This window comes from Paraburkholderia yinzeri (assembly GCF_046581065.1).
In the GTDB taxonomy this organism is placed as follows: Bacteria; Pseudomonadota; Gammaproteobacteria; order Burkholderiales; family Burkholderiaceae; genus Paraburkholderia.
The window spans coordinates 260,887-287,131 of record NZ_JBFOCJ010000001.1 but is presented as its reverse complement, the minus strand read 5'-3'; the positions used below and the strand labels follow the sequence as shown (position 1 = coordinate 287,131).

General features: G+C 66.2%; 24 protein-coding genes and 1 pseudogene. 16 read left to right on the top strand and 9 right to left on the bottom strand.

All coding sequences use genetic code 11. The annotated features are described in order from the left end of the window. The 4 genes from WJ542_RS01275 (at nt 1) to pyrF (ending at nt 3,982) form a co-directional block, all read left to right on the top strand. On the top strand, nt 1-801 hold the full coding sequence (locus WJ542_RS01275; RefSeq protein ID WP_411187138.1) for an SDR family NAD(P)-dependent oxidoreductase: 801 nt from the start codon (nt 1-3) through the stop codon (nt 799-801). Beyond that, nucleotides 798-1,700, top strand: coding sequence for an SMP-30/gluconolactonase/LRE family protein (locus WJ542_RS01270; protein ID WP_411187136.1), 903 nt, complete (start codon nt 798-800; stop codon nt 1,698-1,700). The genes WJ542_RS01275 and WJ542_RS01270 overlap by 4 nt, the downstream gene beginning before the upstream one ends. Before the next feature lie 241 nt (nt 1,701-1,941). Then, nucleotides 1,942-3,096, top strand: coding sequence for an aldose 1-epimerase (locus WJ542_RS01265; RefSeq protein WP_411187134.1), 1,155 nt, complete (start codon nt 1,942-1,944; stop codon nt 3,094-3,096). Between the two features lie 70 nt (nt 3,097-3,166). Then, complete coding sequence (gene pyrF / locus WJ542_RS01260) at nt 3,167-3,982, top strand: orotidine-5'-phosphate decarboxylase (protein WP_411187132.1); 816 nt, start codon at nt 3,167-3,169, stop codon at nt 3,980-3,982. Nucleotides 3,983-4,049: 67 nt separating this feature from the next. On the opposite strand, the gene WJ542_RS01255 is transcribed toward pyrF, so the two are convergent. From WJ542_RS01255 to thiL, 4 genes are read right to left on the bottom strand one after another with little or no spacing between them, the layout of a single operon-like run. Beyond that, nucleotides 4,050-4,586, bottom strand: a complete 537-nt coding sequence (locus WJ542_RS01255) for a cupin domain-containing protein (protein ID WP_411187130.1) — start codon at nt 4,584-4,586, stop codon at nt 4,050-4,052. Between the two features lie 27 nt (nt 4,587-4,613). After that, nucleotides 4,614-5,114, bottom strand: coding sequence for a CinA family protein (locus tag WJ542_RS01250; protein ID WP_411187128.1), 501 nt, complete (start codon nt 5,112-5,114; stop codon nt 4,614-4,616). Nucleotides 5,115-5,155: 41 nt separating this feature from the next. Next, nucleotides 5,156-5,731: a phosphatidylglycerophosphatase A family protein gene (locus WJ542_RS01245; protein ID WP_411187126.1), complete on the bottom strand. Its 576-nt coding sequence runs from the start codon at nt 5,729-5,731 to the stop codon at nt 5,156-5,158. Continuing rightward, nucleotides 5,721-6,728 (bottom strand): thiamine-phosphate kinase, encoded by a 1,008-nt coding sequence (thiL, locus tag WJ542_RS01240; RefSeq protein WP_411187124.1) that lies wholly within the window; start codon nt 6,726-6,728, stop codon nt 5,721-5,723. The genes WJ542_RS01245 and thiL overlap by 11 nt, the downstream gene beginning before the upstream one ends. Before the next feature lie 189 nt (nt 6,729-6,917). Here thiL and WJ542_RS01235 point away from each other — a divergent pair, with 189 nt between their 5' ends. The 3 genes and pseudogenes from WJ542_RS01235 (at nt 6,918) to WJ542_RS01225 (ending at nt 10,741) form a co-directional block, all read left to right on the top strand. Further along, entirely contained in the window at nt 6,918-9,212 is a 2,295-nt protein-coding gene (locus tag WJ542_RS01235) for an NADP-dependent malic enzyme (protein ID WP_411187122.1), read from the top strand. A 640-nt stretch (nt 9,213-9,852) separates the two neighbouring features. After that, nucleotides 9,853-10,131, top strand: a pseudogene (locus WJ542_RS01230) (ribonuclease); the annotation flags it as partial. 16 nt (nt 10,132-10,147) lie between these two features. Further along, a complete protein-coding gene (locus WJ542_RS01225; RefSeq protein ID WP_411187120.1) occupies nt 10,148-10,741 on the top strand; it encodes a barstar family protein in 594 nt (197 codons plus the stop codon). 110 nt (nt 10,742-10,851) lie between these two features. Here WJ542_RS01225 and WJ542_RS01220 read toward each other — a convergent pair whose 3' ends face one another. From WJ542_RS01220 to speE, 3 genes are all read right to left on the bottom strand, one after another. After that, complete coding sequence (locus tag WJ542_RS01220) at nt 10,852-11,592, bottom strand: 16S rRNA (uracil(1498)-N(3))-methyltransferase (protein ID WP_411187118.1); 741 nt, start codon at nt 11,590-11,592, stop codon at nt 10,852-10,854. A gap of 19 nt (nt 11,593-11,611) precedes the next feature. Further along, nucleotides 11,612-12,025, bottom strand: coding sequence for a VOC family protein (locus WJ542_RS01215; protein WP_411187116.1), 414 nt, complete (start codon nt 12,023-12,025; stop codon nt 11,612-11,614). Between the two features lie 105 nt (nt 12,026-12,130). Beyond that, nucleotides 12,131-12,994 carry a polyamine aminopropyltransferase gene (speE, locus tag WJ542_RS01210; RefSeq protein WP_411187114.1) on the bottom strand — a complete coding sequence of 288 codons (864 nt, stop codon included), beginning with the start codon at nt 12,992-12,994 and terminating at the stop codon, nt 12,131-12,133. Between the two features lie 386 nt (nt 12,995-13,380). Between speE and tkt the strand changes: the two genes are divergently transcribed. Beyond that, nucleotides 13,381-15,423 (top strand): transketolase, encoded by a 2,043-nt coding sequence (tkt, locus tag WJ542_RS01205; RefSeq protein ID WP_411187112.1) that lies wholly within the window; start codon nt 13,381-13,383, stop codon nt 15,421-15,423. Nucleotides 15,424-15,545: 122 nt separating this feature from the next. Further along, complete coding sequence (gene gap, locus WJ542_RS01200; protein ID WP_411187110.1) at nt 15,546-16,556, top strand: type I glyceraldehyde-3-phosphate dehydrogenase; 1,011 nt, start codon at nt 15,546-15,548, stop codon at nt 16,554-16,556. 79 nt (nt 16,557-16,635) lie between these two features. Here gap and WJ542_RS01195 read toward each other — a convergent pair whose 3' ends face one another. After that, nucleotides 16,636-17,364: a FadR/GntR family transcriptional regulator gene (locus tag WJ542_RS01195; protein ID WP_411187108.1), complete on the bottom strand. Its 729-nt coding sequence runs from the start codon at nt 17,362-17,364 to the stop codon at nt 16,636-16,638. Between the two features lie 233 nt (nt 17,365-17,597). Between WJ542_RS01195 and WJ542_RS01190 the strand changes: the two genes are divergently transcribed. Then, nucleotides 17,598-18,932: a C4-dicarboxylate transporter DctA gene (locus tag WJ542_RS01190; RefSeq protein WP_411187106.1), complete on the top strand. Its 1,335-nt coding sequence runs from the start codon at nt 17,598-17,600 to the stop codon at nt 18,930-18,932. Nucleotides 18,933-18,958: 26 nt separating this feature from the next. Further along, nucleotides 18,959-19,474, top strand: a complete 516-nt coding sequence (locus tag WJ542_RS01185; RefSeq protein WP_411187104.1) for an ureidoglycolate lyase — start codon at nt 18,959-18,961, stop codon at nt 19,472-19,474. 94 nt (nt 19,475-19,568) lie between these two features. Here WJ542_RS01185 and fur read toward each other — a convergent pair whose 3' ends face one another. After that, nucleotides 19,569-19,997: a ferric iron uptake transcriptional regulator gene (gene fur / locus WJ542_RS01180; protein WP_411187102.1), complete on the bottom strand. Its 429-nt coding sequence runs from the start codon at nt 19,995-19,997 to the stop codon at nt 19,569-19,571. Nucleotides 19,998-20,132: 135 nt separating this feature from the next. Here fur and WJ542_RS01175 point away from each other — a divergent pair, with 135 nt between their 5' ends. The 5 genes from WJ542_RS01175 (at nt 20,133) to leuS (ending at nt 26,172) form a co-directional block, all read left to right on the top strand. Then, entirely contained in the window at nt 20,133-21,077 is a 945-nt protein-coding gene (locus WJ542_RS01175) for an outer membrane protein assembly factor BamE (RefSeq protein WP_411187100.1), read from the top strand. A 175-nt stretch (nt 21,078-21,252) separates the two neighbouring features. Continuing rightward, nucleotides 21,253-22,050: a 4-hydroxy-tetrahydrodipicolinate reductase gene (dapB, locus tag WJ542_RS01170; RefSeq protein ID WP_411187098.1), complete on the top strand. Its 798-nt coding sequence runs from the start codon at nt 21,253-21,255 to the stop codon at nt 22,048-22,050. A gap of 83 nt (nt 22,051-22,133) precedes the next feature. After that, complete coding sequence (locus WJ542_RS01165; RefSeq protein WP_411187096.1) at nt 22,134-22,844, top strand: MotA/TolQ/ExbB proton channel family protein; 711 nt, start codon at nt 22,134-22,136, stop codon at nt 22,842-22,844. 58 nt (nt 22,845-22,902) lie between these two features. After that, nucleotides 22,903-23,337 carry an ExbD/TolR family protein gene (locus WJ542_RS01160; protein ID WP_411187094.1) on the top strand — a complete coding sequence of 145 codons (435 nt, stop codon included), beginning with the start codon at nt 22,903-22,905 and terminating at the stop codon, nt 23,335-23,337. A gap of 228 nt (nt 23,338-23,565) precedes the next feature. Next, nucleotides 23,566-26,172, top strand: a complete 2,607-nt coding sequence (gene leuS / locus WJ542_RS01155; RefSeq protein WP_411187092.1) for a leucine--tRNA ligase — start codon at nt 23,566-23,568, stop codon at nt 26,170-26,172. Nucleotides 26,173-26,245 lie beyond the last annotated feature (73 nt).

The following is a 26,245-nucleotide window of genomic DNA, read 5'->3' as shown; positions in this document are numbered from 1 at the left end:
ATGACGTCCCCCGCCAACGCCGTCGCACGCCACGCGCACGAACCGTATGCACGCTACCCGAGCCTCGTCGACCGCGTCGTCCTCGTGACGGGCGGCGCGACCGGCATCGGCGCTTCGTTCGTTGAGCACTTCGCCGCGCAGGGCGCGCGCGTGGGCTTCTTCGACATCGACACGAGCGCGGGCGTGGCGCTCGCGGACTCGCTGGGCGACTCCCGCCACAAGCCGCTCTTCGTGACCTGCGACCTCACCGATATCGACGCGCTGCGTGCCGCCATCGCCGACGTGAAAGCGGCGCACGGCCCGATCCATGTGCTCGTGAACAACGCGGCGAACGACCGCCGCCACGCGCTCGCGGAGGTGACGCCCCAGTCGTTCGAGGAAGGCATCGCGGTGAACGTGCGGCATCAGTTGTTTGCGGCGCAGGCCGTCGTGGAGGACATGAAGGCCGCGCGTGCCGGATCGATCATCAACATGGGATCGATTAGCTGGATGCTCAAGCAAGCCGACTTTCCGGTCTACGCGATGTGCAAGTCGGCGGTGCAGGGCCTCACGCGCGGTCTCGCGAAGGATCTCGGGCGCTTCGGCATTCGCGTGAATACCCTCGTGCCGGGCTGGGTCATGACCGAGAAGCAGCGGCGCCTGTGGCTCACGGACGAAGGCCGCGAGTCGATCAAGCGCGGCCAGTGCATCGACGCCGAACTGCTGCCCGAGGATCTCGCGCGCATGGCGCTCTTCCTCGCCGCCGACGACAGCCGCATGATCACGGCGCAGGACATCGTCGTGGACGGAGGCTGGGCATGAGCGCGGATGGAGCGGCCACGGCCGTGCTGGTCTTGCCGGCCGGAAACACCTTGGGCGAAGGCGTGACGTGGTGCGCGCGCAGCGGTCGCCTGTACTGGACCGACATAGAAGGCGCGCGCTTGTCGCGCTACGACCCGCGCGACGGTTCGCACGTGACGTGGGAGATGCCCGAGCGGCTCGCGTGCTTTGCGCTTTGCGAAGACGAGGGCACGCTGCTGCTCGGGCTGGCGTCGCGGCTCGCGTTCTTCGATCTCGCGACGGGAGCGGTCGAAACGATCGCGGAGGTCGAGCCCGGCCTGTCCACGCGCCTGAACGACGGCCGCTGCGACCGCCAGGGCCGTTTCGTGTTCGGCACGAAATACGAGGGCGAGCCGCTGCAGGCGATCGGCGGCTTCTACCGGCTCAATCCCGATCTCGTGCTCGAGCGCCTGCCGTTGCCTGCGCCCGCGATCTCCAACAGCATCGCGTTCAGCCCGGACGGCGGGACGATGTACTACTGCGATTCGCCCACGCGCGAGATTCGTGCGTGTGACTACGGCGTGGATGGAACGATTGCAAACGATCGCGCATTCGTCGCGCTCGGCGACGCGACCGGCGTACCCGACGGCTCGACCGTGGACGCCGAAGGCGGCCTCTGGAATGCGCAATGGGGCGGCGCACGTGTGGTCCGTTACGGTGTCAATGGTTTGGAAACCGGGCGCGTAAAGATTCCCACAGCGCAGCCTAGCTGCGTTACGCTCGGCGGTGCATTGCTGGACACGCTTTACGTGACGAGCGCGCGGGCCGAAATGGACGAGGCCGCGCTCGCGGGCGACCCGGCTGCAGGCGGGGTGTTTGCGGTGCAAACCGGCCGGACGGGCCTGGCAGAACCGCTGTTTCGGGGCCGCCGTCGCGCTTGACGACGTTCCCGGCATTGAATGCGGTGCGTACTACAAACGAACGGATGTTCGTTGTTCTTCGGCAACAGATGCAGTCGATCGGAAGTGTGCTGTTGGACTTGTCAGGATGACCCGAGGTAGAAGGGCGAATACAAGAAGCGGCCGCCGGTTTTCTCGCGTTGCGCGGCATCGGCAGGCTCGCGGTGAGCCGCCCCACGCGAACGTGGGGCGGTAAATCAACATGCCTCTCCAGGAGCCACTCATGAGCGTCGCCAATTCCGCCGTGCGTCGACCCACCCGTTCCAGAGCCGCTCGCGGTGCGACAGCCTCCACCCTGCCTGCGTCGAATTCCCCCGCTGCCGCGCGCCGCGCGCGGCTCGAAGCCGCCACGCATCCCGTCCTCCCCGGCCCGAGCACCTCGGCGGTTGCGATCGGCGCGGCAGGCGTGAGCGACGTGGCCTGCGTGACGCTCGCGAACGCATACCTACGGCTCGACGTCGCGCCCCAGCTAGGCGGCGGGATTACGCGCTTCGACTGGCGCAGCGAAGGCGCGCTCGAACCCGTGTTTCGCCGCTGCGAGCGCGTGAGTGCGCACATGGATCCGAACGAGCTGGCGTGCTATCCGCTGCTGCCCTATTCGAACCGGATAGGCGAAGGCCGCTTTCATTTTGGCGGCCGCAATGTCGAAGTGCCGCGCAATCGCGCGGGCGAACCGATGCCGATCCACGGCGACGGCTGGCTCGCGCCATGGAGCATCGAAAGCGTCGAGCGCGAACGCGTGCGGCTCGTGCTCGACCGCAGCGAGGGTGAGCCCTACGCCTATCGCGCGGCGCTGACCTACGCGCTCGACGGCGCGACGCTGGCCATCGTGCTCGAAGTGGAGAACACCGGCCGCGATGCGCTGCCGTTCGGACTCGGCGTGCATCCATTCCTTGCGCGCGATGCCAGGACCGAGCTTTCCGCGCCGGCAAGCGGCCTGTGGCTTTCGGGCGAGGACTGGCTGCCGGTGCGCCACGTGCCCGCGCCGCCCGCGTGGCAGTTCGGTGTGGCGTACCCGCTGCCCGAACAGCTCGTGAATCACGCGTTCAGCGGCTGGAGCGGACGTGCCGCGGTGGTGTGGGAGCGTCGGCGGCTGTCTTTGTCGATCTGCGCCAACACCGACTATTACGTGCTCTATACGCCGCCCGGCGCCGACTTTTTCTGCTTCGAACCTGTCGATCATCCGATCAACGCGGTGAACCTGAGCGGCGGCGGCGACGCGAACGGCATGACCGTGCTCGCACAGGGCGAGCGCCTCGTGCGGCGCTTTGCCTTCACGGTGGAGCGCCTCGACATGCGCGCAATGGCGGGACCGCACCGCATCGGCGCGCGAGGCAGGGCGGGGGCGCGGGAAAGCAAGGCGGCGCGCGCCGGTTAAGCCGGTCAAGCCGGTTAAAATACGCGCCGTTCCTTTTTACCGCACAGGCGCTCGCCGCGAGCTTTTCACCATGATTTCCTTCACCCAGACCCTGAGCGCTGCGTGGCAGCGCACCGGCTCGCTGCTTTGCGTGGGCCTCGATCCCGAGCCCTTGAAGTTCCCGGCGGCGTTGGCCGGCCGCAGCGACGCGATTTTCGAATTCTGCCGCGACATCGTCGACGCGACGGCGGTTTACGCCTGCTCGTTCAAGCCGCAGATTGCCTACTTTGCGGCACATCGCGCCGAAGACCAGCTTGAGGCGTTGATTGCGCATATCCACGAAAAGCATCCGGGGCTGCCCGTGATTCTCGACGCCAAGCGCGGCGACATCGGCAGCACCGCCGAGCAGTACGCGCGCGAAGCCTTCGAGCGCTTCAAGGCCGACGCGGTGACGGTCAACCCCTATATGGGTTTCGATTCCATCGAGCCGTGGCTCGCCCACCCGGGCAAAGGCGTGATCGTGCTGTGCCGCACCTCGAATCCGGGCGGCTCCGACCTGCAGTTCCTCACCGTCGACGGCAAGCCGCTGTACCAGGTCGTGGCGTCGCTGGCGGCGCAGAAGTGGAATGCCAGCGGCGAGCTCGGCCTCGTCGTGGGCGCGACGTTCCCGAAAGAGATCGAAGCGGTGCGCGAGATCGTGGGCGACATGCCGCTGCTGATTCCCGGCATCGGCGCCCAGGGCGGCGACGTCGAGGCGACCGTGAAGGCCGGCCGCACGGCGAACGGCACGGGCATGCTCATCAATTCCTCGCGCGCGATCATCTACGCGAGCAAGGGCGAGGACTACGCGCAGGCCGCCGCAACGGCTGCCAAAGAGACGCGCGACCGCATCAACGCGTTCCGCTAACGCGCGCGGCGGCGTGTCGTCCTGCACGCCGCCTTTTGTGCACAATGAATGCGTCTGGGGCCGCCAATCAGGCTTTCTTTGCCACGGCCGCGGGCTTCCCGAGCAACTCGACAATCGCCCGATGCAGGGGAAACTTCGCGGCCAGCGCATCGATATCGGCGATCTCGAACTCGCCGAATTCGAAACCCGGCGCCACCGTGCAGCCGACGAGCGCCCAGGTGGACGGATCGCAGCAGCGCGCCGCGAACCAGTGGCCCGCGGGCACCAGGGCCTGGAACACCGTGCCGGGATGATCGAGCGCGTGGCCCAGTTTGCGCGTGGAGAGCACGCCACGCTCATCGATCGAATGGATCTCGATGGGCGAGCCCGCGTAAAAATGCCAGAGCTCGTCGGAGCGGATGCGGTGCCACGCCGAGTAGGCGCCGTCCGCAAGCAGGAAGTAGATGGCCGTGGACGCGGCACGCGTGCCATCGCTTGCCGGCGCGCGTTCGCGCAGCACGAGCTTGTCCGACCGGTAGGTTTCGCTGTAGTAACCGCCTTCGGGATGCGGTTCCAGCCCGAAGCGGCGGATCAGTTCGTCGACTGAGGTGTTCGCGTTGGCCATGGGGGTGCCCCTCCTGTGCGTTCGCGCTTACCGTTCCTGTTCGTCGATCAGTGCGAGCAGCCCGCGCAGCGCGTGCGCCGCGGCCTGCACGCGAATCTGCTCGCGGTCGCCCTTGAAGACCAGCGTCTCGACGCTTGTGTGCAGCCGGTTGCTCCAGCCGAACGACACCATGCCGACCGGCTTGTCGGGCGTGCCGCCGCCCGGCCCGGCCACGCCCGTGACCGATAGCGAAACTTGTGCCCGGCTATTGCGCAGCGCGCCTTCGGCCATCGCGCGCGCGACGGGTTCGCTCACGGCGCCGTGCTTTTCGATCATCTCGGCGGGCACGCCGATCATTTCGCTCTTCGCCTGGTTCGAGTACGTGACGAAGCCGCGTTCGAACCAGCCGCTGCTGCCCGAGATGGCGGTGATCGCCGTGGCGATCATGCCGCCCGTGCACGATTCGGCGGTGGCGAGCATGATGCGGCTCTCGCGCAGCTTGTTGCCGACGCGGATGGCGAGTTGATGGAGGACGGAATCGGTAGACATACTCGGGTAACCCGGTGAGCGTGAGGGGCGGGCGTGGCGGATCAGACCGACATGCGCCACAGTGCGACCACGAGCAGCGTGAAGAACGCGGCGACGAGGTCGTCGAGCATGATGCCGAAGCCGCCCTTGAAGCGGCGCTCGATGTAGCGGATCGGCGGCGGCTTGACCATGTCGAAGAAGCGGAAGACGACGAATGCCAGCAGCTTGCCCTTGAAGTCGGCGGGCATGACCATCAGCAGCACGAGCCAGAACGCCACGATCTCGTCCCACACGATGGCGGACGGATCCTCGGTGCGCAGCTTCTTCGCGGTGAAGCCCGTGACGACGATGCCGGCGAAATAGCCCACGAGAATCAGCAAACCCCAGTCGAGCACCGTGAGGTAGCGGTTCAGCACCTCGAACGACGCCCACGCGAACAGCGTCCCGGCCGTGCCCGGCGCGATGCGTGACAGCCCCGAGCCGAAGCCGAGCGAGAGGAGGTGGAGCGGGTGCGTCAGCATGAACGGCGCGTCGGCCCGGCGCGGACCCGCGGGGCGGGCCGCGGGCGGCGCTGCGGCGGCCGGATGTCCGGCTGCGGACAGGTCGTCGGCGGGCGACGGCGTGGGGTCAGTCGGCATGGAAGTGGTCGAAGCCTTGCAACGTCAGGTTGAGCGGCGCGCCGGAGCCATCGTGCCACGCGATGGCCGGTGCCGTGCGCGTCATATCGGCCGGGTCGAGGGAAGTTATTGTACCGATGCGCGTCACGCGCACGCCGGCCTGTTGCGCCGCTGCCTCGACGGCCTCGCGCGCCCCGGACGGCGCCGTGAAACAGAGCTCGTAATCGTCGCCGCCGGCCAGCGTGCACTGGCGCTGCACCGCAAGCGGCAGGCGCGCGAGCGCCGCCGAGCGCGGCAGCGTATCGACGTCGATGCGCGCACCGACCTTCGAGCGTTCGAGGATATGCAGCAGGTCGCCGGCGAGGCCGTCCGAAACGTCGAGCGCCGCGCGCGCCACGCCCCGCAGCGCCAGCCCGAGCGCAATGCGCGGCTCGGGGAACTCCAGCGCGCGGCGGAACACGGCGGCGTCCCCGGCGTCTACCTGCGCCATGCCGGGCTCGCCGCGCAGCACGCCCAGCCCCGCGCGCGCGTCGCCGGGCGTGCCGGAAACCCAGATGTCGTCGCCCGGCTGCGCGGCATCGCGGCGTAGTGCGACATCCTGACGCACGGAGCCAAACACCGTAATGCAGAGATTGAGCGGTCCCGCCGTCGTATCGCCGCCCATCAGCTCGCAATCGTAGCGATCGGCCAGCTCGAAGAGCCCCGCGCTGAATGCGGCAAGCCAGTCTTCGCGCGGCTTCGGCAAGGAAAACGCAAGGGTGAAGCCGAGCGGCGCGGCGCCCATCGCGGCGAGGTCCGAAAGATTCACGGCCAGCGCCTTGTGGCCGAGCGCGTGCGGATTGACGTCGGGCAGGAAGTGGCGGCCTTCCACGAGCATGTCCGTCGAAACGGCCAGCATTTCGCCGGGAGGCGGCGCGATCAGCGCGCAGTCGTCGCCGATGCCGAGCGCCGCGCGGCGCGTATTCGCGCGGGCGCGCTTCGCGAAATACCGGTCGATCAGGGAGAACTCGGAAAGCATGGCGAAAGGGCGATGAGAAAGGCGATGTAAAGGACCGTGAGGCAGGAGAGGATGCACCCGCGAGTGGCGCGCTTTTGGCGTCATTTCAGTCGCGGCACCTGCGCCCGCACTGAAAGGAATCGTCCCGGAGATTGGCGCTACAATGCATTCGAATAGCCATTCTAATCTCCCCTCCGGCCTCTCCCTCCCATGTCGAATCCCGCTACGAACAAACTCCGCGAAGCCGCCCTCGACTATCACGAATTTCCCACCCCCGGGAAGATCGCCATCGCGCCGACCAAGCAGATGATCAACCAGCGCGATCTGTCGCTGGCGTACTCGCCGGGCGTGGCGTTCGCGTGCGAGGCGATCGTCGAGAATCCGCTCAATGCCGCGCGCTTCACGGCGCGCAGCAATCTCGTGGGGGTCGTGTCGAACGGGACGGCGGTGCTGGGGCTCGGCAACATCGGGCCGCTCGCGTCGAAGCCCGTCATGGAGGGCAAGGCGGTGCTCTTCAAGAAGTTCGCCGGCATCGACGTGTTCGATATCGAGCTCAACGAGTCGGACCCGCACAAGCTCGTGGACGTGATCGCCGCGCTCGAACCCACGTTCGGCGGCATCAACCTGGAAGACATCAAGGCGCCGGACTGCTTCATCGTGGAGCGCGAGTGTCGCAAGCGCATGAAGATTCCGGTCTTCCACGACGACCAGCACGGCACCGCCATCGTCGTGGCCGCGGCGGTCACGAATGGCCTGAAGGTGGTCGGCAAGGACATCAAGGAAGTGAAGCTCGTGGCCTCCGGCGCGGGCGCGGCGGCGCTGGCCTGTCTCGACCTGCTCGTGGACCTGGGCCTGCCGCTGGAAAACATTATCGTCACGGATCTGGCCGGTGTGGTCTACAAGGGTCGCACGGAGCTGATGGACCCGGACAAGGAGCGTTTCGCGCGGGAGACGAATGCGCGCACGCTCGCGCAAGTGATGGAAGGCGCCGATATTTTCCTCGGCCTTTCGGCGGGCGGCGTGCTCAAGCCTGAGATGGTCAAGCAGATGGGCGCGAAGCCGCTGATTCTCGCGCTCGCGAATCCCACGCCGGAAATCCTGCCCGAGCTCGCGCTCGAAGTACGGCCGGACGCGGTGCTCGCTACGGGCCGCACGGACTACCCGAACCAGGTGAACAACGTGCTGTGCTTCCCGTTCATCTTCCGCGGCGCGCTCGACGTGGGTGCGACCACGGTCACGCGCGAGATGGAAATCGCGGCGGTGAACGCGATCGCGGAGCTGGCGCGCCAGGAGCAGAGCGACGTGGTCGCGACGGCCTACGGGATCCAGGACCTGCAGTTCGGGCCCGAGTACCTCATTCCGAAGCCCTTCGACCCGCGCCTGATCGTCAAGATCGCGCCGGCCGTGGCGAAGGCGGCCATGGATTCGGGCGTCGCGACGCGGCCGATCGAAGACATGGACGCCTACCAGCAGCACCTGCAGCAGTTCGTCTACCACAGCGGCACGACGATGAAGCCGATCTTCCAGCTCGCGCGCGCCGCCGATCCTGAGAAGAAGCGCATCGTGTTCGCCGAGGGCGAAGAGGAGCGCATCCTGCGCGCGGTGCAGATCGTCGTCGACGAAAAGCTCGCGAAGCCGATCCTGATCGGCCGCCCCGCCGTGATCGAGCAGCGCATGGCGCGCTACGGCCTGCGTCTCGTCGCGGGGCAGGACTATACGGTCGTCAACACCGACCACGACGAACGCTACCGCGACTTCTGGCAGGCCTACGCGAAGCTGATGGCGCGCAAGGGCATCACGCAGCAGATGGCCAAGCTCGAAATGCGCCGCCGCACCACGCTGATCGGCGCGATGCTCGTGAAGCGGGGCGAGGCCGACGGCATGATCTGCGGCACGATCAGTACGACGCACCGCCACCTGCACTTCATCGACCAGGTGATCGGCAAGAAGGAGGGCTGCAGCGTCTATGGGGCGATGAACGGCCTCGTGCTGCCGAACCGGCAGATCTTCGTGGTCGATACGCACGTCAACGTCGACCCGACGCCCGAGCAACTCGCCGAAATCACGATCATGGCGGCCGAAGAGGTGCGCCGCTTCGGTATCGAGCCGAAAGTTGCGCTGTGCTCGCACTCGAACTTCGGGTCGAGCCTCGCGCCGTCTGCCCAGAAAATGCGCGACCTGCTGGAAATCCTCAGGGAGCGCGCGCCCGACCTGCAGGTGGACGGCGAGATGCACGGCGACGTGGCGCTCGACGCGCACCTGCGTAAGGAGGTCCTGCCCGAGTCGACGCTCGAAGGCGAAGCCAACCTGCTTGTGATGCCGAATATCGACGCGGCGAACATCTCGTACAACCTGCTCAAGACGGCGGCGGGCAACAACATCGCGATCGGCCCGATGCTGCTTGGCGCGGCCAGGCCCGTGCACGTGCTGACGGCTTCGGCTACGGTGCGTCGCATCGTCAACATGGCGGCGCTGCTGGTTGCGGACGTGAACGCGGCGCGTTGATTTGCCGCATGGGGTCGCTGGCACCGGAGAAATGATGCCAGGTTATCGCGCCCTATAAAGCGCGCTCCATAAAAAGGGCGTGCCCGCAATGGGCACGCCGCTCAAACTGCCACCTCAACAGGCATTTGCAGCGCAGCCGGCAGGATGCCGACGGGCGTGGCAGTTTTGGCCCCCCGGCGCCGATCGGTGCCGCCTGGTGCCGATTTCCACCATCGCGGACACCCACTGCGTGCCGAATCAGTCTATCCCGGCTTTCGTTCTGCAAACGTTCGTAATTGTAAAATTTACCGGTCTGGTGCTTGTGCCCCGTCAATGACCCGATGTGGTGGCCTGGCGAACGTTGCTTCCAGGGGGCTTTAGCGATACCCTTACACCTTTAATAGTCGTCGAACGCAGGAACCAACGAGCGGGAATCGGATAGATGGCGCGCATGGGGCTGCGTAAAAAGGTAGCTCGGACGGTACGCAACGTAGTGGCTGAGTCCACTAGCCTAAGCCATTGTTTTGACAGTATTCGCAGGGCGGCGGCAGTCGCGGCTCTTGCGGCCCTGGCAACGGTTGCCTCCACGGGTTTCGAGCAAGCCCAAGCGCGAAGCACGCCGTCCGCGCAGTCGGATTACGCCGCGGCCGACATCGGAAGGGTCGCCACGGCCCAATTGCCGCCCGAAGCGGTCAATACGCTTGGCCTCATTGCGGCGGACGGACCTTATCCGTACGAGAAGGATGGCGTCGTGTTCGGCAACTACGAGCGGATGTTGCCGTCCCATCGGCGCGGTTATTACCACGAATACACGGTGCCGACGCCCCACGCGCGCAATCGCGGCGCGAGGCGCATCGTTTGTGGCGGGCCGCTGCGGCGGACCGATAACTGCTACTACTCCGACGACCACTACGCCAGTTTTAAGCGAATTGTTGAATGACACCGGGAAGAGCGGCATGAGCGATAACGTCTACGCGCACGACCCGCGGGTCGCGAGCGATCTGTTCGCGTCCGCGGAGGGCAACCTGTTCCAGCGAGTCATGCAGATGAAGCACGACGAGCAACGCGAAACCGCGAGCGGCGAAAGCGGCGGGCCTTCGCATGCGCTTTCATCCGCGCTTTCGTCCGCGCTTTCATCCGATGAGGAAGGCATGAGCCTGTTCTCGACCGTGCAGCCCAATATTGTCCAGTCGATTCGCGCATTCCGCGTACAGGATCTCCACGACGAAGCGCAACGTCTGCAGCAGCATTTCCTCTATGCGTACTGCGCGACCGCACAGAGCAAGCAACAGGTGCTCGAAACCATTTCCACGTCGTTTCTGTTTCCGAAGCATTTTGGCAAGAACTACGACGGGCTGTACGACTGCCTCACCGATCTGGTGCAGAAGGCCGGCGAGCAACCGGGCTTCGTCGTCGTGCTCGACGGGCTGCCGATCGCCCAGAAGTTCGACAAGGACGGTCGCGAAACGCTGCTCGACGTGTTCCGCGAAGCCTCCGAATACTGGGCCGAGCGCAAGGTGCCGTTCCGCGTCTTTTATTCGTTTGCCTGACGCCTGTCGTCAGCAGTCCGTTGGAATTTGCGCCGTAATCCGCGCCGTAATCCGTCGCATCCGCGCGACAGATTCGAAAGAGGCCCGCCTGCCGGCGGGCCTTGTCATTTTTACCAGCCGCCCCAGCGCGCGGCGAGTGCCGCGAGCACGGCAATACCCGCCGTTTCGGTGCGCAGGACACGCGGCCCGAGTCCGACCGGGACGAAGCCGTTCTCCACGGCCGCCGCTTCCTCGGCCGACGAAAATCCGCCCTCCGGTCCGACCAGCACGGTCACTTCGCCCCTGGGCGGATCGTGCGGAAGCGTCGCGAACGGCGCGTTGGCGCGCGGCGAAAGAATGATGCGCAGTTCGCCCTCGGCGGGCGTGCGGGGCAGGGCGGAGAGCCAGGTGCCGATCTCGCGCGCCGGCGCGACGTCCGGCAGACGGTTGCGGCCGCATTGTTCGCACGCCGACTGAACGATGCGCTGCCAGTGCGCCTGGCGCCGCAGGGCGCGCTCGCCGGAAAGGCGCACGACGCTGCGCGAGGTCGTGAGCGGCACGAAGTTCGTTGCGCCCAGCTCGACGGCCTTCTCGATCAGCCAGTCCATCTTGTCGCTGCCGGCAATGCCCTGCGCGAGCGTGAGCCGGTAGGGGGGCTCGGTTTCGGCGTCGCGAAAGGGCCCCACGCGCACTTTCGTATCGCGGCGCTCCATCTCGACGATCTCCGCGCTGTATTCGCCGCCCGTGCCGTTGAAGAGCACGATGGCGTCGCCCGGCTGCAGGCGCAGCACCTGGACGTGACGCGTGACTTCGTCGGGCAGCGTGATGACGTCGCCCGGTTCTAGCGGATTAGCGACAAAAAAGCGGGGCATAAGACTTGTTTTCATTGATTCATGACAGGTGGCGAGCCAGCGCCCAGCGGTAACCGTCGAGGTCTTCGACCTGCGCGAAACGGTCCCCCCAGAACTGGTCCTGCGGCTCGCTCAGCGATTTGGCGCCGGCTTCGAGCGCGCGCGCATAAACCGCATCGACATCGTCGACATAGAGATAAAAGGACTGCGGAGCCAGCGCTCCCGCGCTCTTCGGCGTGCGGGCCGTCGAGCCGAATGCGCCCTCCGGGGCGAACATCACGATGAGCTGCTCGCGATAGGTCATTTCGACGTGCATGACAGCCCCGTCGTCTTCCACGCAGTCGCGCACGCCAAAACCGAAAGCCGCCTCAAAAAACGCCATGGCGGCGCGCGCGTCGCGCACCGTCAGATACGGAGTGAGCCACGGCACGCCAGCGGGGCGGGGTGGGGTCATCGGGTTTCTCCACGTTTCGGTTGTGCGGTTCGGCAGGGGGCGCGGTGGACCGCTCGGGCGCCCCGGAGAACGCGCTAGTCCTAGGATTTTGCCTTACGGTGCCGATCAAGGGGCCGGGATTCGGCTTAATTTGTTGCGAGCCAGCAAGGGGGCAGAAAAGAGAGCGGCGTGCAGGTCGGCTTCGTAGAAGCGCAGGCCTTCGACGCCGCGGGCCTCCATGCGCGTGCGTAATGTCGCGACGTCCATCGCGGCGGGGTCCAGGCGGTCGCTCGCCACGGCCATCAGCCACAGCGAGCCATAGAGCGGCACGTAAGCGGCCAGTGGGCGCACGACCGCGAACGAGGCGCCCAGTCCCGTCAGCAGTCCTTCGATGCGCTCGGCGTGGTGCCAGGGGGAGCCAAGATGGAGCGAGATCAGGGCATCTGCCGTCATCACGCGCTTGAGTTCGCCGTAGAACGCCGGCGTGTAGAGCCCGGCTGCCGGCGAATCGGGCGGAGTCAGGTCGAACACGATGAGGTCGAAGCGTTCCTGCGTACGCGCCACGAATGCCGCGGCGTCGCCGATCAGGAGTTCCACGCGGGGATTGTCGAAGGCGCCGCCGCGCACCTGTGGCAGGTAATTGCCGGTCAGCCGCACGACGTCGGGGTCCAGCTCGGCCACGACGATCCTCTCGATGCCCGGATGACCCAGCAGTTGCCGCGCCGCCCCGCCGTCCCCGCCGCCCAGCACGAGCGCCGCGCGCGGCGCCGGATGCGTGAGCGCGGCCGGCTGCGTCATGCATTCGTGATAGACGAACTCGTCGCCGGCCGCCGTCATCGGCCGGCCGTCCAGCGTGAACAGGCAGCCGAGCTGCGGCGTGTCCCAGACCTCGATGTGCTGCCACGCCGAATCGACACAAGCAAGGCGGCGCGCGCCCGGAAAGCCGTAGACGGCGCCGGGGGCGGGGTGGAAGAGGAGCGGGGCGTTCACGGTTGGAATACGGATGGTTTGGGACGGCTCCGCGCGCGTGCTGTCGGGAAATGGGGCGACGGCGGAATTATATGAGGACGGCCGGCGGGCGCGGTTCGTGCGGTGTCCTGGCTTGTGCCCCGATCGCACCCGGGTTGTCCATCTGGCCGCGCTGTCTCGAAAAGCCCCCGCGGAGCGCTCCGGGGCCGGGGGTTATCCGCGCATTCTGCTAGAATAATGCGCTTTGCAGCCCCTTCCGTTTGCTCTGGCCGTACCGCGTCTCCCGGCGCCGCACCGTGCGCCGGAGCAGCCGTTTTGCCGAGCTTCCGGATCCCCCGCGCTGCTGTGCCCGCCCACCGTTTTATCGGGCGTCCACACCGCTTTTTGCACTCGTTCCCGGACTCGACATGACGACCTCGTCCTCCGCTTCCCCCGCAACCACCTCGTTGATGGCCAACGCGATCCGCGCGCTGTCCATGGACGCCGTTCAGCAAGCGAACTCCGGCCACCCCGGCATGCCGATGGGCATGGCCGAGATCGCGGTCGCACTGTGGTCGCGGCATCTGCGTCACAATCCGGCGAATCCGCACTGGAGCGATCGCGACCGTTTCGTGTTGTCGAACGGTCACGGCTCGATGCTGCTGTACTCGCTGCTGCATCTGACCGGCTACGACCTGCCGATGGCCGAGCTGAAGAACTTCCGCCAACTGCATTCGAAGACGCCGGGCCACCCGGAATACGGCATCACGCCGGGCGTCGAGACGACTACCGGCCCGCTCGGCCAGGGGCTCGCGAATGCGGTCGGCATGGCGCTCGCCGAGGCGCTGCTTGCGGCCGAGTTCAACAAGGCCGACGCGAAGATCGTCGATCACCACACCTACGTGTTCGTCGGTGACGGCTGCCTGATGGAAGGCATCTCGCACGAGGCCTGCTCGTTCGCCGGCACGCTGAAGCTCAACAAGCTGATCGCGTTCTACGACGACAACGGCATCTCGATCGACGGCGAAGTCGTGAACTGGTTCCACGACGACACGCCCAGGCGCTTCGAAGCCTATGGCTGGAACGTGATCCCGCACGTGGACGGCCAGAATGTCGAGGCGGTCGACGCCGCGATCAAGCAGGCGAAGGCCTCGGACAAGCCCACGCTCATCTGCTGCAAGACGCAGATCGGCCACGGCGCGCCGACCAAGGCGGGCGGCCACGACGTGCACGGCGCACCGCTCGGCGCGGAAGAAATCGCCAAATGGCGCGCGGTGTCGGGCTGGAAGTGGGAGCCTTTCGTCGTGCCGCAGGAAGTCTACGCAGACTGGGACTCGAAGGCCACGGGCGCGAAGCTCGAAGCCGGGTGGAACGAAGCGTTCGCCGCTTACCAGTCGAAGTACCCGGCCGAAGCGGCCGAGTTCGAACGTCGCATGGCCCACCAGTTGCCCGCCGACTGGGCGCAGAAGGCCGCCGCGATCGTCGCCGGCGCCGATTCGCGCAAGGAAACGGTTGCCACGCGCAAGGCGTCGCAGCAGGCCATCGAAGGCCTCGCCGCCGCGCTGCCCGAACTGCTCGGCGGCTCGGCCGACCTGACCGGCTCGAACCTCACCAACTGGAAGGCCTCGAAGCCCGTGCGCGCGGCCAAACCCGGCGAGAGCGGCATCCAATGGGGCAACCACATCAACTACGGCGTGCGCGAGTTCGGCATGAGCGCCGCGCTCAACGGCCTTAACCTGCACGGCGGCTACAAGGCGTTCGGCGGCACGTTCCTCACGTTCTCCGACTACAGCCGCAACGCGCTGCGCGTGGCCGCGCTGATGAAGTGCCCGTCGATCTTCGTGTTCACGCACGACTCGATCGGCCTCGGCGAAGACGGCCCGACGCACCAGTCGATCGAACAGGTCGCGAGCCTGCGCCTGATCCCGAACATGACGCTCTGGCGTCCGGCCGACACCGTCGAAACGGCGGTGGCCTGGACCGAGTCGATCACGCATCACGGTCCGTCGTCGCTCGTGTTCAGCCGTCAGAACCTCGCGTTCAACGAACGCACCGACGCGCAGATCGCCAACATCGCCAAGGGCGGCTATGTGCTCAAGGACTGGAACGACGACATCCCGAGCCGCAAGATCATCCTGATCGCAACGGGTTCGGAAGTCGAACTGGCGGTGAAGGCCGTCGAGGCGCTGCAGCGCGAAGGCATTGGCGCGCGTGTGGTGTCCATGCCGTCGACCAACGTGTTCGACCGCCAGGACGCCGAATACAAGGAGCGCGTGCTGCCGAAGGGCGTGCGCCGCGTGGCGATCGAAGCGGGCGTGACCGAGTTCTGGCGCAAGTACGTGGGCCTCGAAGGCGGCGTGGTCGGCATCGACACGTTCGGCGAGTCGGCGCCGGCCGGCGTGCTGTTCAAGCACTTCGGCTTTACGGTCGATCACGTCGTTGCGACAGCCAAGGCCGCTCTCGACAACTAAGCATGCTTCGTGAGCCCGCTCGATGAAGTCGATGCGGCGGGCTCATTGCTTGTTGCGCCGCGCCCCGGCGCAGCCGGCACCGGTATCGGTATCGGAATTTTTCAGCCATCAGGAGATAAACCATGACCATTCGCGTCGCTATCAACGGCTACGGCCGCATTGGCCGTAACACGCTTCGCGCGTTCTACGAGAACGGCAAGAAGCATGACATCCAGATCGTCGCGATCAACGACCTGGGTGACGCGAAGACCAACGCGCATCTGACGCAGTACGACACGGCGCACGGCAAGTTCCCGGGCGAAGTGTCGGTGGACGGCGACTACCTCGTCGTCAACGGCGACAAGATCCGCGTGCTGGCCAACCGCAACCCGGCCGAGCTGCCGTGGGGCGAGTTGGGCGTCGACGTCGTGATGGAATGCACGGGCTTTTTCACGACCAAGGAAAAGGCGAGCGCGCACATCAAGGGCGGCGCGAAGAAGGTCATCATTTCGGCGCCGGGCGGCAAGGACGTCGACGCGACGATCGTCTACGGCGTGAACCACCACGTGCTGAAGGCATCGGACACGGTCATCTCGAACGCATCGTGCACGACCAACTGCCTGGCACCGCTCGTCAAGCCGCTGAACGACAAGATCGGCCTGGAAACGGGCTTGATGACCACGATCCACGCGTACACGAACGACCAGGTCCTGACCGACGTGTATCACGAAGACCTGCGCCGCGCGCGCTCGGCCACGCACAGCCAGATCCCGACCAAGACGGGCGCAGCTTCGGCCGTCGGTCTCGTGCTGCCGGAACTGAACGGCAAGCTGGACGGCTATGCCATTCGCGTTCCGACCATCAACGTGTCGATCGTCGACCTCTCGTTCATCGCCAGGCGCGATACGACGGTCGAAGAAGTCAACGCGATCATGAAGGAAGCCTCGGAAGGCGCGCTCAAGGGCATCCTGGGCTACAACAACGCACCGCTGGTTTCGATCGACTTCAACCACAACCCGGCTTCGTCGACGTTCGATGCGACGCTCACGAAGGTGTCGGGCCGTCTCGTGAAGGTGTCGAGCTGGTACGACAACGAGTGGGGCTTCTCGAACCGCATGCTGGACACGGCTGTCGCGTTCGCGAACGCGAAGTAAGCACCCGGGTCAGCATGCGCAGTCACAGACTGCCGCGCGATACGGAAGATGCGGAAAACCGCCCCTTGGGGCGGTTTTTTTACGCCCGCTCCGCGTGCGCCTGAGATGTGGGCGCGAGGGATGGCGGCGTCGGAAAGTACACCCCCGCGCGTTGCGCCGCGTTGGCGATATGTCGCTCGATCGCCTCGCCGGCCGCAGCGCAGTCGCGCGCCTTCAGCGCGGCGACGATCAGGCCGTGCTCGCGATGCGTCGAGAGTACGAGTTCGCGCCGGTAGAACGGCATGCGCTGGCTTTCCTTCATGATGTCGGCGCTGCTGCGCAGGATCGATTCGATGGCCGCATTGCCGGCGATGCTCACGATGCGCATGTGGAAGTCGAAGTCGAGCTGCGCGGCTTCGTCGAGTTCGTCGCAGGCGAGCGCTTCGTGCAGTGCATTGAGATTCTGTTCCAGCCAGACCACGTCGCTGTCGCCGATCGCGAGAGCCGCCATGCGCGCGACGAACCCTTCCAGCGCGTAACGCATCTGGTACGTGTCCGGCAGCGAGGACTGAGCGGCGAAGCGCCAGGGATGCGGGCTCGTCGCCTCGGCGCTCGTCACGTAGACGCCTTTGCCCGCCCGTATCGTCAGCATGCCTAACGCTTCGAGCGTGGACAGCGCCTCGCGCAGGGACGCGCGGCTGATCGCCAGCTCTTCGGAAAGCTGGCGTTGCGCGGGCAGCAGACTGCCGACCGGGTAGAGGCCGCCTTCGATCCGTTCGCGGATCGTGGCAACGGCGGCGTCGGTAACGGTATGCGGAACGTTCTTCATGGCGACGGATCTCGCGTGGTCTGACCGGTATTGTAGTCGGCCGCCGCGCGGACGCGTTGCCCAGGCTTGGGGAGCGTATTCATGCGGGGTGCAAAGTCACTGGCATCCGGCTTCATGCCCCGGGTAAACACTCAATTTTTCTTCCTTGACGGCGGTATATCGGCTTCCTACTATCGACCATAACAGTACTGGTCAGACCAGTATGAACAGTTGGCCTGCAACCGGAGAAAGTCGTGTCGAAGTTCTTCAACTCGTTGTTCGGGCGCGTGATGATCGCGCTGGTTGTCGGGATCGCGGTCGGCGCGATATTTCCCCATTTCGCCCAGTCGCTGCGGCCGCTCGGCGACGGCTTTCTGAAACTGATCAAGATGGTCATCGGGCCCATCGTCTTCTGCGTGGTCGTAAGCGGCATGGCGCACGCTGGCGACCTGAAGAAGGTGGGCCGGGTGGGCCTGAAGTCGGTGGTTTATTTCGAGGCGATGACGACGATCGCGCTCGTGATCGGCGCCGTGCTGGCCTGGCTGACACGCCCGGGCGCCGGCATGAACGTCGATCTGCGCTCGCTCGACGCGGCCTCGCTCGCCACCTACACCGAGCATGCGAAGAACCTCAAGGACACCGCAGCATTCCTGCTCAAGATCATCCCCGACACGGCAGTCGACGCCTTCGCAAAAGGCGACATCCTGCAGATCCTCGTGTTCTCGGTGTTGTTCGGCAGCGCGCTTTCGCTGCTCGGCCCGAAAGCGCAGCGCGTGAACAGCCTGATCGACGAACTGGGGCAAGTGTTTTTCCGCGTGATGGGCTTCATCATCAAGCTTGCGCCGCTCGGCGTGCTCGGCGCGGTCGCGTTCACCACGGGCACCTATGGCGTGGCGTCGCTCAAGCAGATCGGCATGCTCGTGGTCGTGTTCTATTTGAGCTGCTTTGTGTTCGTCGCGGTCGTGCTCGGCATCGTCATGCGGCTGGCCGGCTTCAGCCTCTTCAAGCTGATCCGCTATCTGCGCGAGGAACTGTCGATCGTGTTGGGCACGGCTTCCTCGGATGCCGTGCTGCCGCAGATCATGCGCAAGCTCGAATGGATGGGCGTGAAGGATTCCACGGTGGGCCTCGTGATTCCCACCGGCTACTCGTTCAACCTCGATGGCTTTTCGATCTACCTCACCCTCGCTGTGATCTTCATCGCGCAGGCCACGAACACGCCGCTTTCGCTGCACGATCTCATCGTCGTCGTGCTGGTCTCGCTCGTGACCTCGAAGGGCGCGCACGGCATCCCGGGCTCGGCCATCGTGATTCTCGCCGCAACGCTCTCGGCCATTCCCGCGATTCCCGTGCTCGGCCTCGTGCTGATCCTGCCGGTGGACTGGTTCGTCGGCATCGCCCGCGCGCTGACCAACCTGATCGGCAACTGCGTCGCGACCGTCGTGGTGGCGGTGTGGGAGCACGACATCGACCGGGCCCGCGCGAAGCGCGTGCTCAACTTCGACGAGGGTTTCCTCTACGTGCCGGCGGGCGAGGGCGACGGCGGCGATCTGGCTGCTGCTGGCGGCAATCCCGCACACGCGCTTTGATTCCCGGGCCACTCAGGAGACCGACGATGAAGATTCTGCAAATTGAACCGCTCACGCGCGAGGCGTTCGCGCCGTTCGGCGACGTGATCGAAACCGTGGGCGCCCGGCATTTCCCGATCAACGGCGGCACGACCGAGCGCTACCACGATCTGGCGTCGATCGACGTCGGCGCCGCGGGCGGGCGGGCGATCGTGAACGTGTTTCGGGCCCAGCCGCGCGTGTGGCCCGTGGAGATCGCGATGATGGAGCGCCATCCGCTTGGCAGCCAGGCGTTCGTGCCGCTCGCGGGCGCTCGCTACGCCGTGGTCGTCGCGCCCGCGGGCGAGTTCGATCCGGCCGGCCTGCGCGCGTTCTGGGCGGCCGGGGGGCAGGGCGTCAATTACGCGCGCGGGGTCTGGCACCATCCGCTGCTCGCGTTCGGCGGCGTGAGCGATTTTCTCGTGGTCGACCGCGGCGGCAATGGCGAGCCGAACTGCGATGAGATCACGCTCGTCGAGCCCTTGCACCTCAGGCGCGAGGCGCTGACCGAAGCTATCGGCTAAGCGGCCTCGTTCGTCGCCGAAAAGCAAACGCCACGGCAGCAGCGATGCCGTGGCGTTTGCGCTTTCTTGCGCCGAACCGCGTCTGATGCTTGCCTTAGTGCTTGCGGTGCGGGCAGTTTTCCTTCGTGCAGGCCCCGTAGAGCGCCAGCGCGTGTTCCTGCAGCTTGAAGCCCCGCTCGTTGGCGATCGATTGCTGGCGCTTTTCGATTTCGGGATCGAAGAACTCCTCGACGAGCCCGCAGTCGAGACAAACGAGGTGGTCGTGGTGGGTGCCTTCGTTCAACTCGAACACGGCCTTGCCCGATTCGAAGTTGCTGCGCGTGAGGAGACCCGCCTGCTCGAACTGGGTGAGCACGCGGTAGACGGTGGCGAGCCCGATATCGAGTTCTTCGCTCAACAGGTTGCGGTACACGTCTTCGGCCGTCAGGTGGCGCACCGGGCTGTGCTGAAAAATCTCCAGGATTTTGAGGCGAGGCAGCGTCGCCTTAAGTCCGATGTTCTTGAGATCGGCTGGATTGGTCATGACGATAAGTCCCTGGAGTACAATGCTAGGTTCTAATGTTAATGCGGTTTGCAGTTCCGGTCATCTTTGACAAAACTTTCACAGAAAACTTCGCAGAACTAGCGCGGCTTCGCGACAAGCCCGCACGGTGAGGAAATGATTCCAGAATCCAAAACGACCGGCCGGGGCGGCCGTCTTTCGAGCGCCCTGGCGTGCACACTGCTGGCTACTGCGGCGCTTTCGGGGCTTTCAGGCTGCTCGACTTACGACAGCGCGACGCAGCGCATCGCGCAGAGCATCACACCGTATCGGATCACGATCGTCCAGGGCAACTTCGTTTCGAAGGAAGCCGCGTCGCAGATGAAGGTGGGCATGTCCCGCGCCCAGGTGCGCCAGTTGCTCGGCACGCCGCTCCTGGCCGACATGTTCCACCAGAACCGCTGGGACTACATCTTCTACTTCAAGCGCGGCTCGACCGCCATCGTCCAGCAGCGCGACTTCGTCGTGTTGTTCGACGGCGATCAGGTCACGAGCTGGTCGGGCGGCGAAGATCTGCCGTCGAACCTCGAACTGCTCGCCGAAATCGACGGCGACCGCAGCGGCAAGAAGAAGGCCGCCGCGCCGGCGCCGACCTCCGCGGCCGTCGCGGCGTCCGCGGCTTCCGAAGCTGCCACGACGGCGGTGGGCGCGACCGTCACCGACACCGCGCGCACGCCGACGTCCGAGCTGGGCGTGGGCGCCGCCGCGGCTGCATTGCCGGAGAACCCGAACGCGCAGGCTGCCGCTGCCGCCAACCGCGCGACCGACGCCGTGCAGATGCCGACTGGCGGAACGCCTTCGGTGCGCGCGAACACGCCGCCGTCGTCGGTGCTGCCGCAGAACGTGGGCTCGATGCCGTCGCAGGTGCAACTGCATCGCTCGCCGCCGCCGCAGTTCCAGGGCGTGCAATCGAACCCGGTTGGCCCGGCGCCGGGCGCCCAGGGTACGGGCGACGCGAACGCCGACCAGCTCCTGCCGTCGAAGAATACGCCGCTTACCGCCCCGCCGACCGTGCCGGCCGCACCGGCAGGCGCTTCGGGTGCGGCGGGAACGGGCGGCTGATCCGGCTGTCCATCGTTTTCAGACCCAGCGCGAAGCGCGCGCCGCCCACATCGGGCGCGCGCTTCGTGTCCAGTCGGCGGCTTCGGGCCGCCGTGTTTTTTTCGCAGCGCCGCTTGTGTCGTCGATACCGCTCGCGCTTGCCTGCGGGCGCTGCGCTTTCGTTCCGGGAAGACTCATGAAAATCGCAATCGCCGGAGCGTCGGGCCGCATGGGCCGGATGCTCATCGAAACCGTCCTGAATTCGCCCGACGTCACGCTCTCGGGCGCGCTCGTGCGCAAGGGCTCGGCCGCGATCGGGCAGGACGCGGGCGCGTTTCTCGGCAAGGCCACCGGCGTGCCGATTACCGACGACATCGACGCCGTGTTCGCGCAGAGCGATTGCCTGATCGATTTCACGCGTCCCGAGGGCACCCTCGTCCACCTCGACGCCGCACAGCGGCACGGCGTGAAGATGGTGATCGGCACCACGGGTTTCGACGCGCAGCAAAAGGCGCGGCTCGCGGCCGCGGCGGAGAAGGCCGGCATCGTCTTTGCGGCCAACATGAGCGTGGGCGTGAACGTGACGCTCAAGCTGCTCGAATACGCGGCGCGTTTTTTCGCGACTGGCTACGACATCGAAATCGTCGAGGCGCATCACCGCCACAAGGTCGACGCGCCCTCGGGCACGGCGCTCGCAATGGGCGAGGCGGTGGCCCACGCGCTGGGCCGCAGTCTCGACGAGTGCGCCGTGTACGGCCGCCACGGCGTAACGGGCGAACGCGATCCTTCGACGATCGGTTTTTCGGCGATTCGCGGCGGGGACATTGTCGGCGACCATACGGTCCTGTTCGCGGGCACGGGCGAGCGCGTCGAGATCACGCACAAGTCGTCGAGCCGCCTGTCGTATGCGCAGGGCAGCGTGCGCGCCGCGCGCTTCCTGCAGGACAAGGCGCGCGGGCTGTACGATATGCAGGACGTGCTCGGCCTGCGCTGAGCATGTCGAACCGAAGCCGGCGCGCGATGCGACACGCGCCGGCTGCATGACAGAACAGCCGGAAAGTCGGATAGCGAGGTCAGATGGCAGCGGGTACCGGAATCATCCACTATCTGCAGACGAGCGATGCCGTCACGCACGCCGTGGCGTGGGTGCTGCTGGCGATGTCGGTCGCGAGCTGGTGCTTCCTGCTCGTGAAGAGCTGGGTGCTCGCGCGCGCGAAGCGCCAGGGGCCGCGCGCGGTTGCGCAGTTCTGGCAGGCGCGCACGCTGGCCGAAGGCGTCGCGCTGATGCGCCGCGCCGACCGCGAGCGCGTATTCCTGCCGCTCGCCGAGGCGGCGTTCGCGGCCGCCGAGGCCGATACCTCCGGTGCGCTGCTCGCGAAGGTGGATCGCAGCGAGCGCGTACTGCGCGCGCTGCGCGGCGCGCTTCAGGCGTCGCAGCGACGGCTCGAATTCGGCCAGGTGCTGCTTGCCTCCGTGGGCAGCACGGCGCCGTTCGTGGGGCTGCTCGGCACCGTCTGGGGCATCTATCACGCGCTCGGCAGCATTGCGGCAAGCGGCCAGGCGCAGATCGAGAACGTGGCCGGCCCGGTTGGCGAGGCGCTCATCATGACGGCGTTCGGCCTCGTCGTCGCGATTCCCGCCGTGCTTGCCTACAACGTGCTGGGGCGGCTCGCGCGCCAGCTCGGCGACGACCTCGACGGTTTCGCGCACGATCTGCACGCCTATGTCTGCCCGCCCGCCGGCGCGGCGTCGCGGCGCGAGGCGGCGCTCGAATCGGATCCCCGCTGACGGCACGGCCGCCGCGGGTACGGGAAAGGCACGGCAAAGGCACGCGAAGGAGCATCCGATGGCATTCGGCGGACTCGAAAGGAAGTGCGACTCGGCGCCGATGGCGGAGATCAACATGACGCCGCTCATCGACGTCATGCTCGTGCTGCTCGTCATTTTCATCATTACCGCGCCGCTCTTCACGCACGCGATACGGCTCGATCTGCCCCAGGTCGCCTCCGAGCCGGCGCGGCAGACGCCGCAGACCGTCACGCTGTCTATCGACGCAGCCGGCAAGCTTTACTGGAACGCGCAGCCGATCTCGCTCGACGAACTGCGCGCGCGTTTCGCGGCAGCGGGCAAGGCGCCCGAGGACGCCCAGCCGGACCTGCAATTGCGGGCCGCGCGCGAGACGCGCTACGAGGTCATCGCCCAGGTCATGGGCGCGGCCCAGCAGGCGGGCCTGGAGCGTATCGGCTTCGTGACGGAGCCGCCGCCGGCCGGCAAGCCCTGAGCATGCCCCAAGCGTGCCCCAAGCGCAGGGCGCATGGGTGCCGCGCATTGTCCGCGCCCGAACCCCGCAAGGCGGAAAGCGCGGGCAACTCGACGGTATAATCAACGTTTCCCTGTAAAACGGGCCCAGAATAGCCACCGCCACCAGCCGGCGCGACGTACTCCACGTACGGCCGGCCTCGGTGCATCCGGCACCGAATCCGCCAGAATCCGCGTTCCCATCCACACCATGCTCGAAAAATACGTTCCCTCCGACGTCGAATCCGCCGCGCAAGGCGAGTGGCGCGACAGCGACGCCTACCGGACGGCCGAAAAGGCCGACAAGCCCAAGTTCTACTGCGTCTCGATGCTGCCGTACCCGTCGGGCAAGCTGCACATGGGCCACGTGCGGAACTACACGATCAACGACGTGATGTACCGCTATCTGCGCATGAACGGCTACAACACGCTCATGCCGATGGGCTGGGACGCGTTCGGCATGCCCGCCGAAAACGCGGCGATGGCCAATGGCGTGCCGCCCGCGCAGTGGACGTACGACAACATCGCGTACATGAAGGGCCAGATGCAGTCGATGGGTCTCGCCATCGACTGGTCGCGCGAGATCGCCACCTGCAAGCCCGACTACTACAAGTGGAACCAGTGGTTCTTCCTGAAGATGCTGGAGAAGGGCATTGCCTACAAGAAGACCGGCACGGTGAACTGGGACCCGGTCGATCAGACCGTGCTCGCGAACGAGCAGGTGATCGACGGCCGCGGCTGGCGCTCGGGCGCGCTCGTGGAAAAGCGCGAAATCCCGATGTACTACCTGCGCATCACGCAGTACGCCGATGAACTGCTGAACGACCTCGAAGGCCTCGGCTGGCCCGAGCGCGTGAAGATCATGCAGCAGAACTGGATCGGCAAGAGCTTCGGCGTGAACTTCGGTTTCCCGTACGAGCTCGACGGCGAGAAGAAGCTGCTGCGCGTGTTTACTACGCGCGCCGACACGATCATGGGCGTGACCTTCGCCGCGATCGCGGCCGAGCATCCGCTCGCCACGCGTCTCGCGCAGGACAAGCCCGAGCTGCTGCCGTTCATCGAGGAATGCAAGCGCGGCGGCGTGGCCGAAGCCGACATGGCGACGATGGAAAAGAAGGGCATGGCCACGGGCTTCACGGTCACGCACCCGATCACGGGCGAGCAGGTGCCGGTGTGGATCGGCAACTACGTGCTCATGAGCTACGGCGAGGGTGCCGTGATGGGCGTGCCGGGCCATGACGAGCGCGATTTCGCCTTCGCGCAAAAATATGATCTGCCGATCAAGCAGGTGATCGCCGTGGAAGGCGAGACCTACTCGCTCGACGGCTGGCAGGAGTGGTATGGCGACAAGGATCGCGCCGTTTGCATCAACAGCGGCAAGTTCGACGGCCTTGCCTACCAGCAGGCCGTGGACGCCGTGGCGGCCGACCTCAAGGCGCACGGCTTCGGCGACAAGCAGGTCACGTGGCGCCTGCGCGACTGGGGCATTTCGCGCCAGCGCTACTGGGGCACGCCGATCCCGATCATCCATTGCCCGAGCTGCGGCGACGTGCCGGTGCCGGAAGCCGACCTGCCGGTCGTGCTGCCGGAAGACCTCGTGCCGGACGGCACGGGCAACCCGCTTGCAAAGTCGGAAGCCTTCCTGAACTGCAAGTGCCCGAAGTGCGGCGCCGATGCGAAGCGCGAAACCGACACGATGGACACCTTCGTCGACTCGTCGTGGTACTTCTACCGTTACGCGGCGCCGGATGCCAAGACCATGGTGGACGAGCGCACCGACTACTGGATGCCGATGGACCAGTACATCGGCGGCATCGAACACGCCATTCTTCACCTGCTGTACTCGCGCTTCTGGGCGAAGGTCTCGCGCGACCTCGGCCTCGTGAAGTTCGGCGAGCCGGCGAAGAACCTGCTCACGCAGGGCATGGTGCTCAACGAAACCTTTTACCGCGAAGATGCGGCGGGCAAGAAGACCTGGTATAACCCGGCCGACGTGACCGTGGTGCACGACGACAAGGGCCGTCCGACCGGCGCGACGCTCAACAGTGACGGTCAGAGCGTGGTGCTGGGCGGCGTCGAGAAGATGTCGAAGTCGAAGAACAACGGCGTCGATCCTCAAGTGCTGATCGACCTTTACGGTGCGGACACCGCACGTCTGTTCACGATGTTCGCGGCGCCGCCGGAACAGCAGCTCGAATGGTCGGGCGCCGGCGTGGAGGGCGCGAGCCGCTACCTGCGCCGCGTGTGGGCATTCGGCTACGCGAACGCCGAAGCGATCAGGTCGCGCGCGACGTTCGACGCGGCCACGGTCACGGACGTCGAAAAGGCGCTGCGCCGCGAAGTCTACGGCGTGCTCAAGCAGGCCGACTTCGACTATCAGCGTCTGCAATACAACACCGTGGTCTCGGCCGCGATGAAGATGCTCAACGCGATCGAAGGCGCTAAAGGACCCAACGGCGGTGCCGGCGCCGGTGTCCTGCGCGAGACCTTCGGCGTGCTGCTGCGCGTGCTGTATCCGGTCGTGCCGCACCTCACGTTCCAGCTCTGGCAAGAACTCGGTTATGCCGACGAGTACGGCACGCTGCTCGACGCGCCCTGGCCGAAGGTCGACGAAAAGGCGCTCGAACAGGCCGAGATCGAACTCGTGCTGCAGGTGAACGGCAAGGTGCGCGGCGCCGTGACGGTCGCGAAGGATGCAGGCAAGGACGCGATCGAAGCGGCTGCGCTCGCGCACGACATGTTCGCGAAGTTTGCCGAAGGTCGGGCGCCGAAGAAGATCATCGTCGTGCCGGGCCGTCTCGTGAACGTCGTTGTCTGACGCGGCCTGATACGATGCGGCCGGGGCGGTGCGCACCGCGTAACGCCCCGGCCACGAACCTGTTGCGAACCCG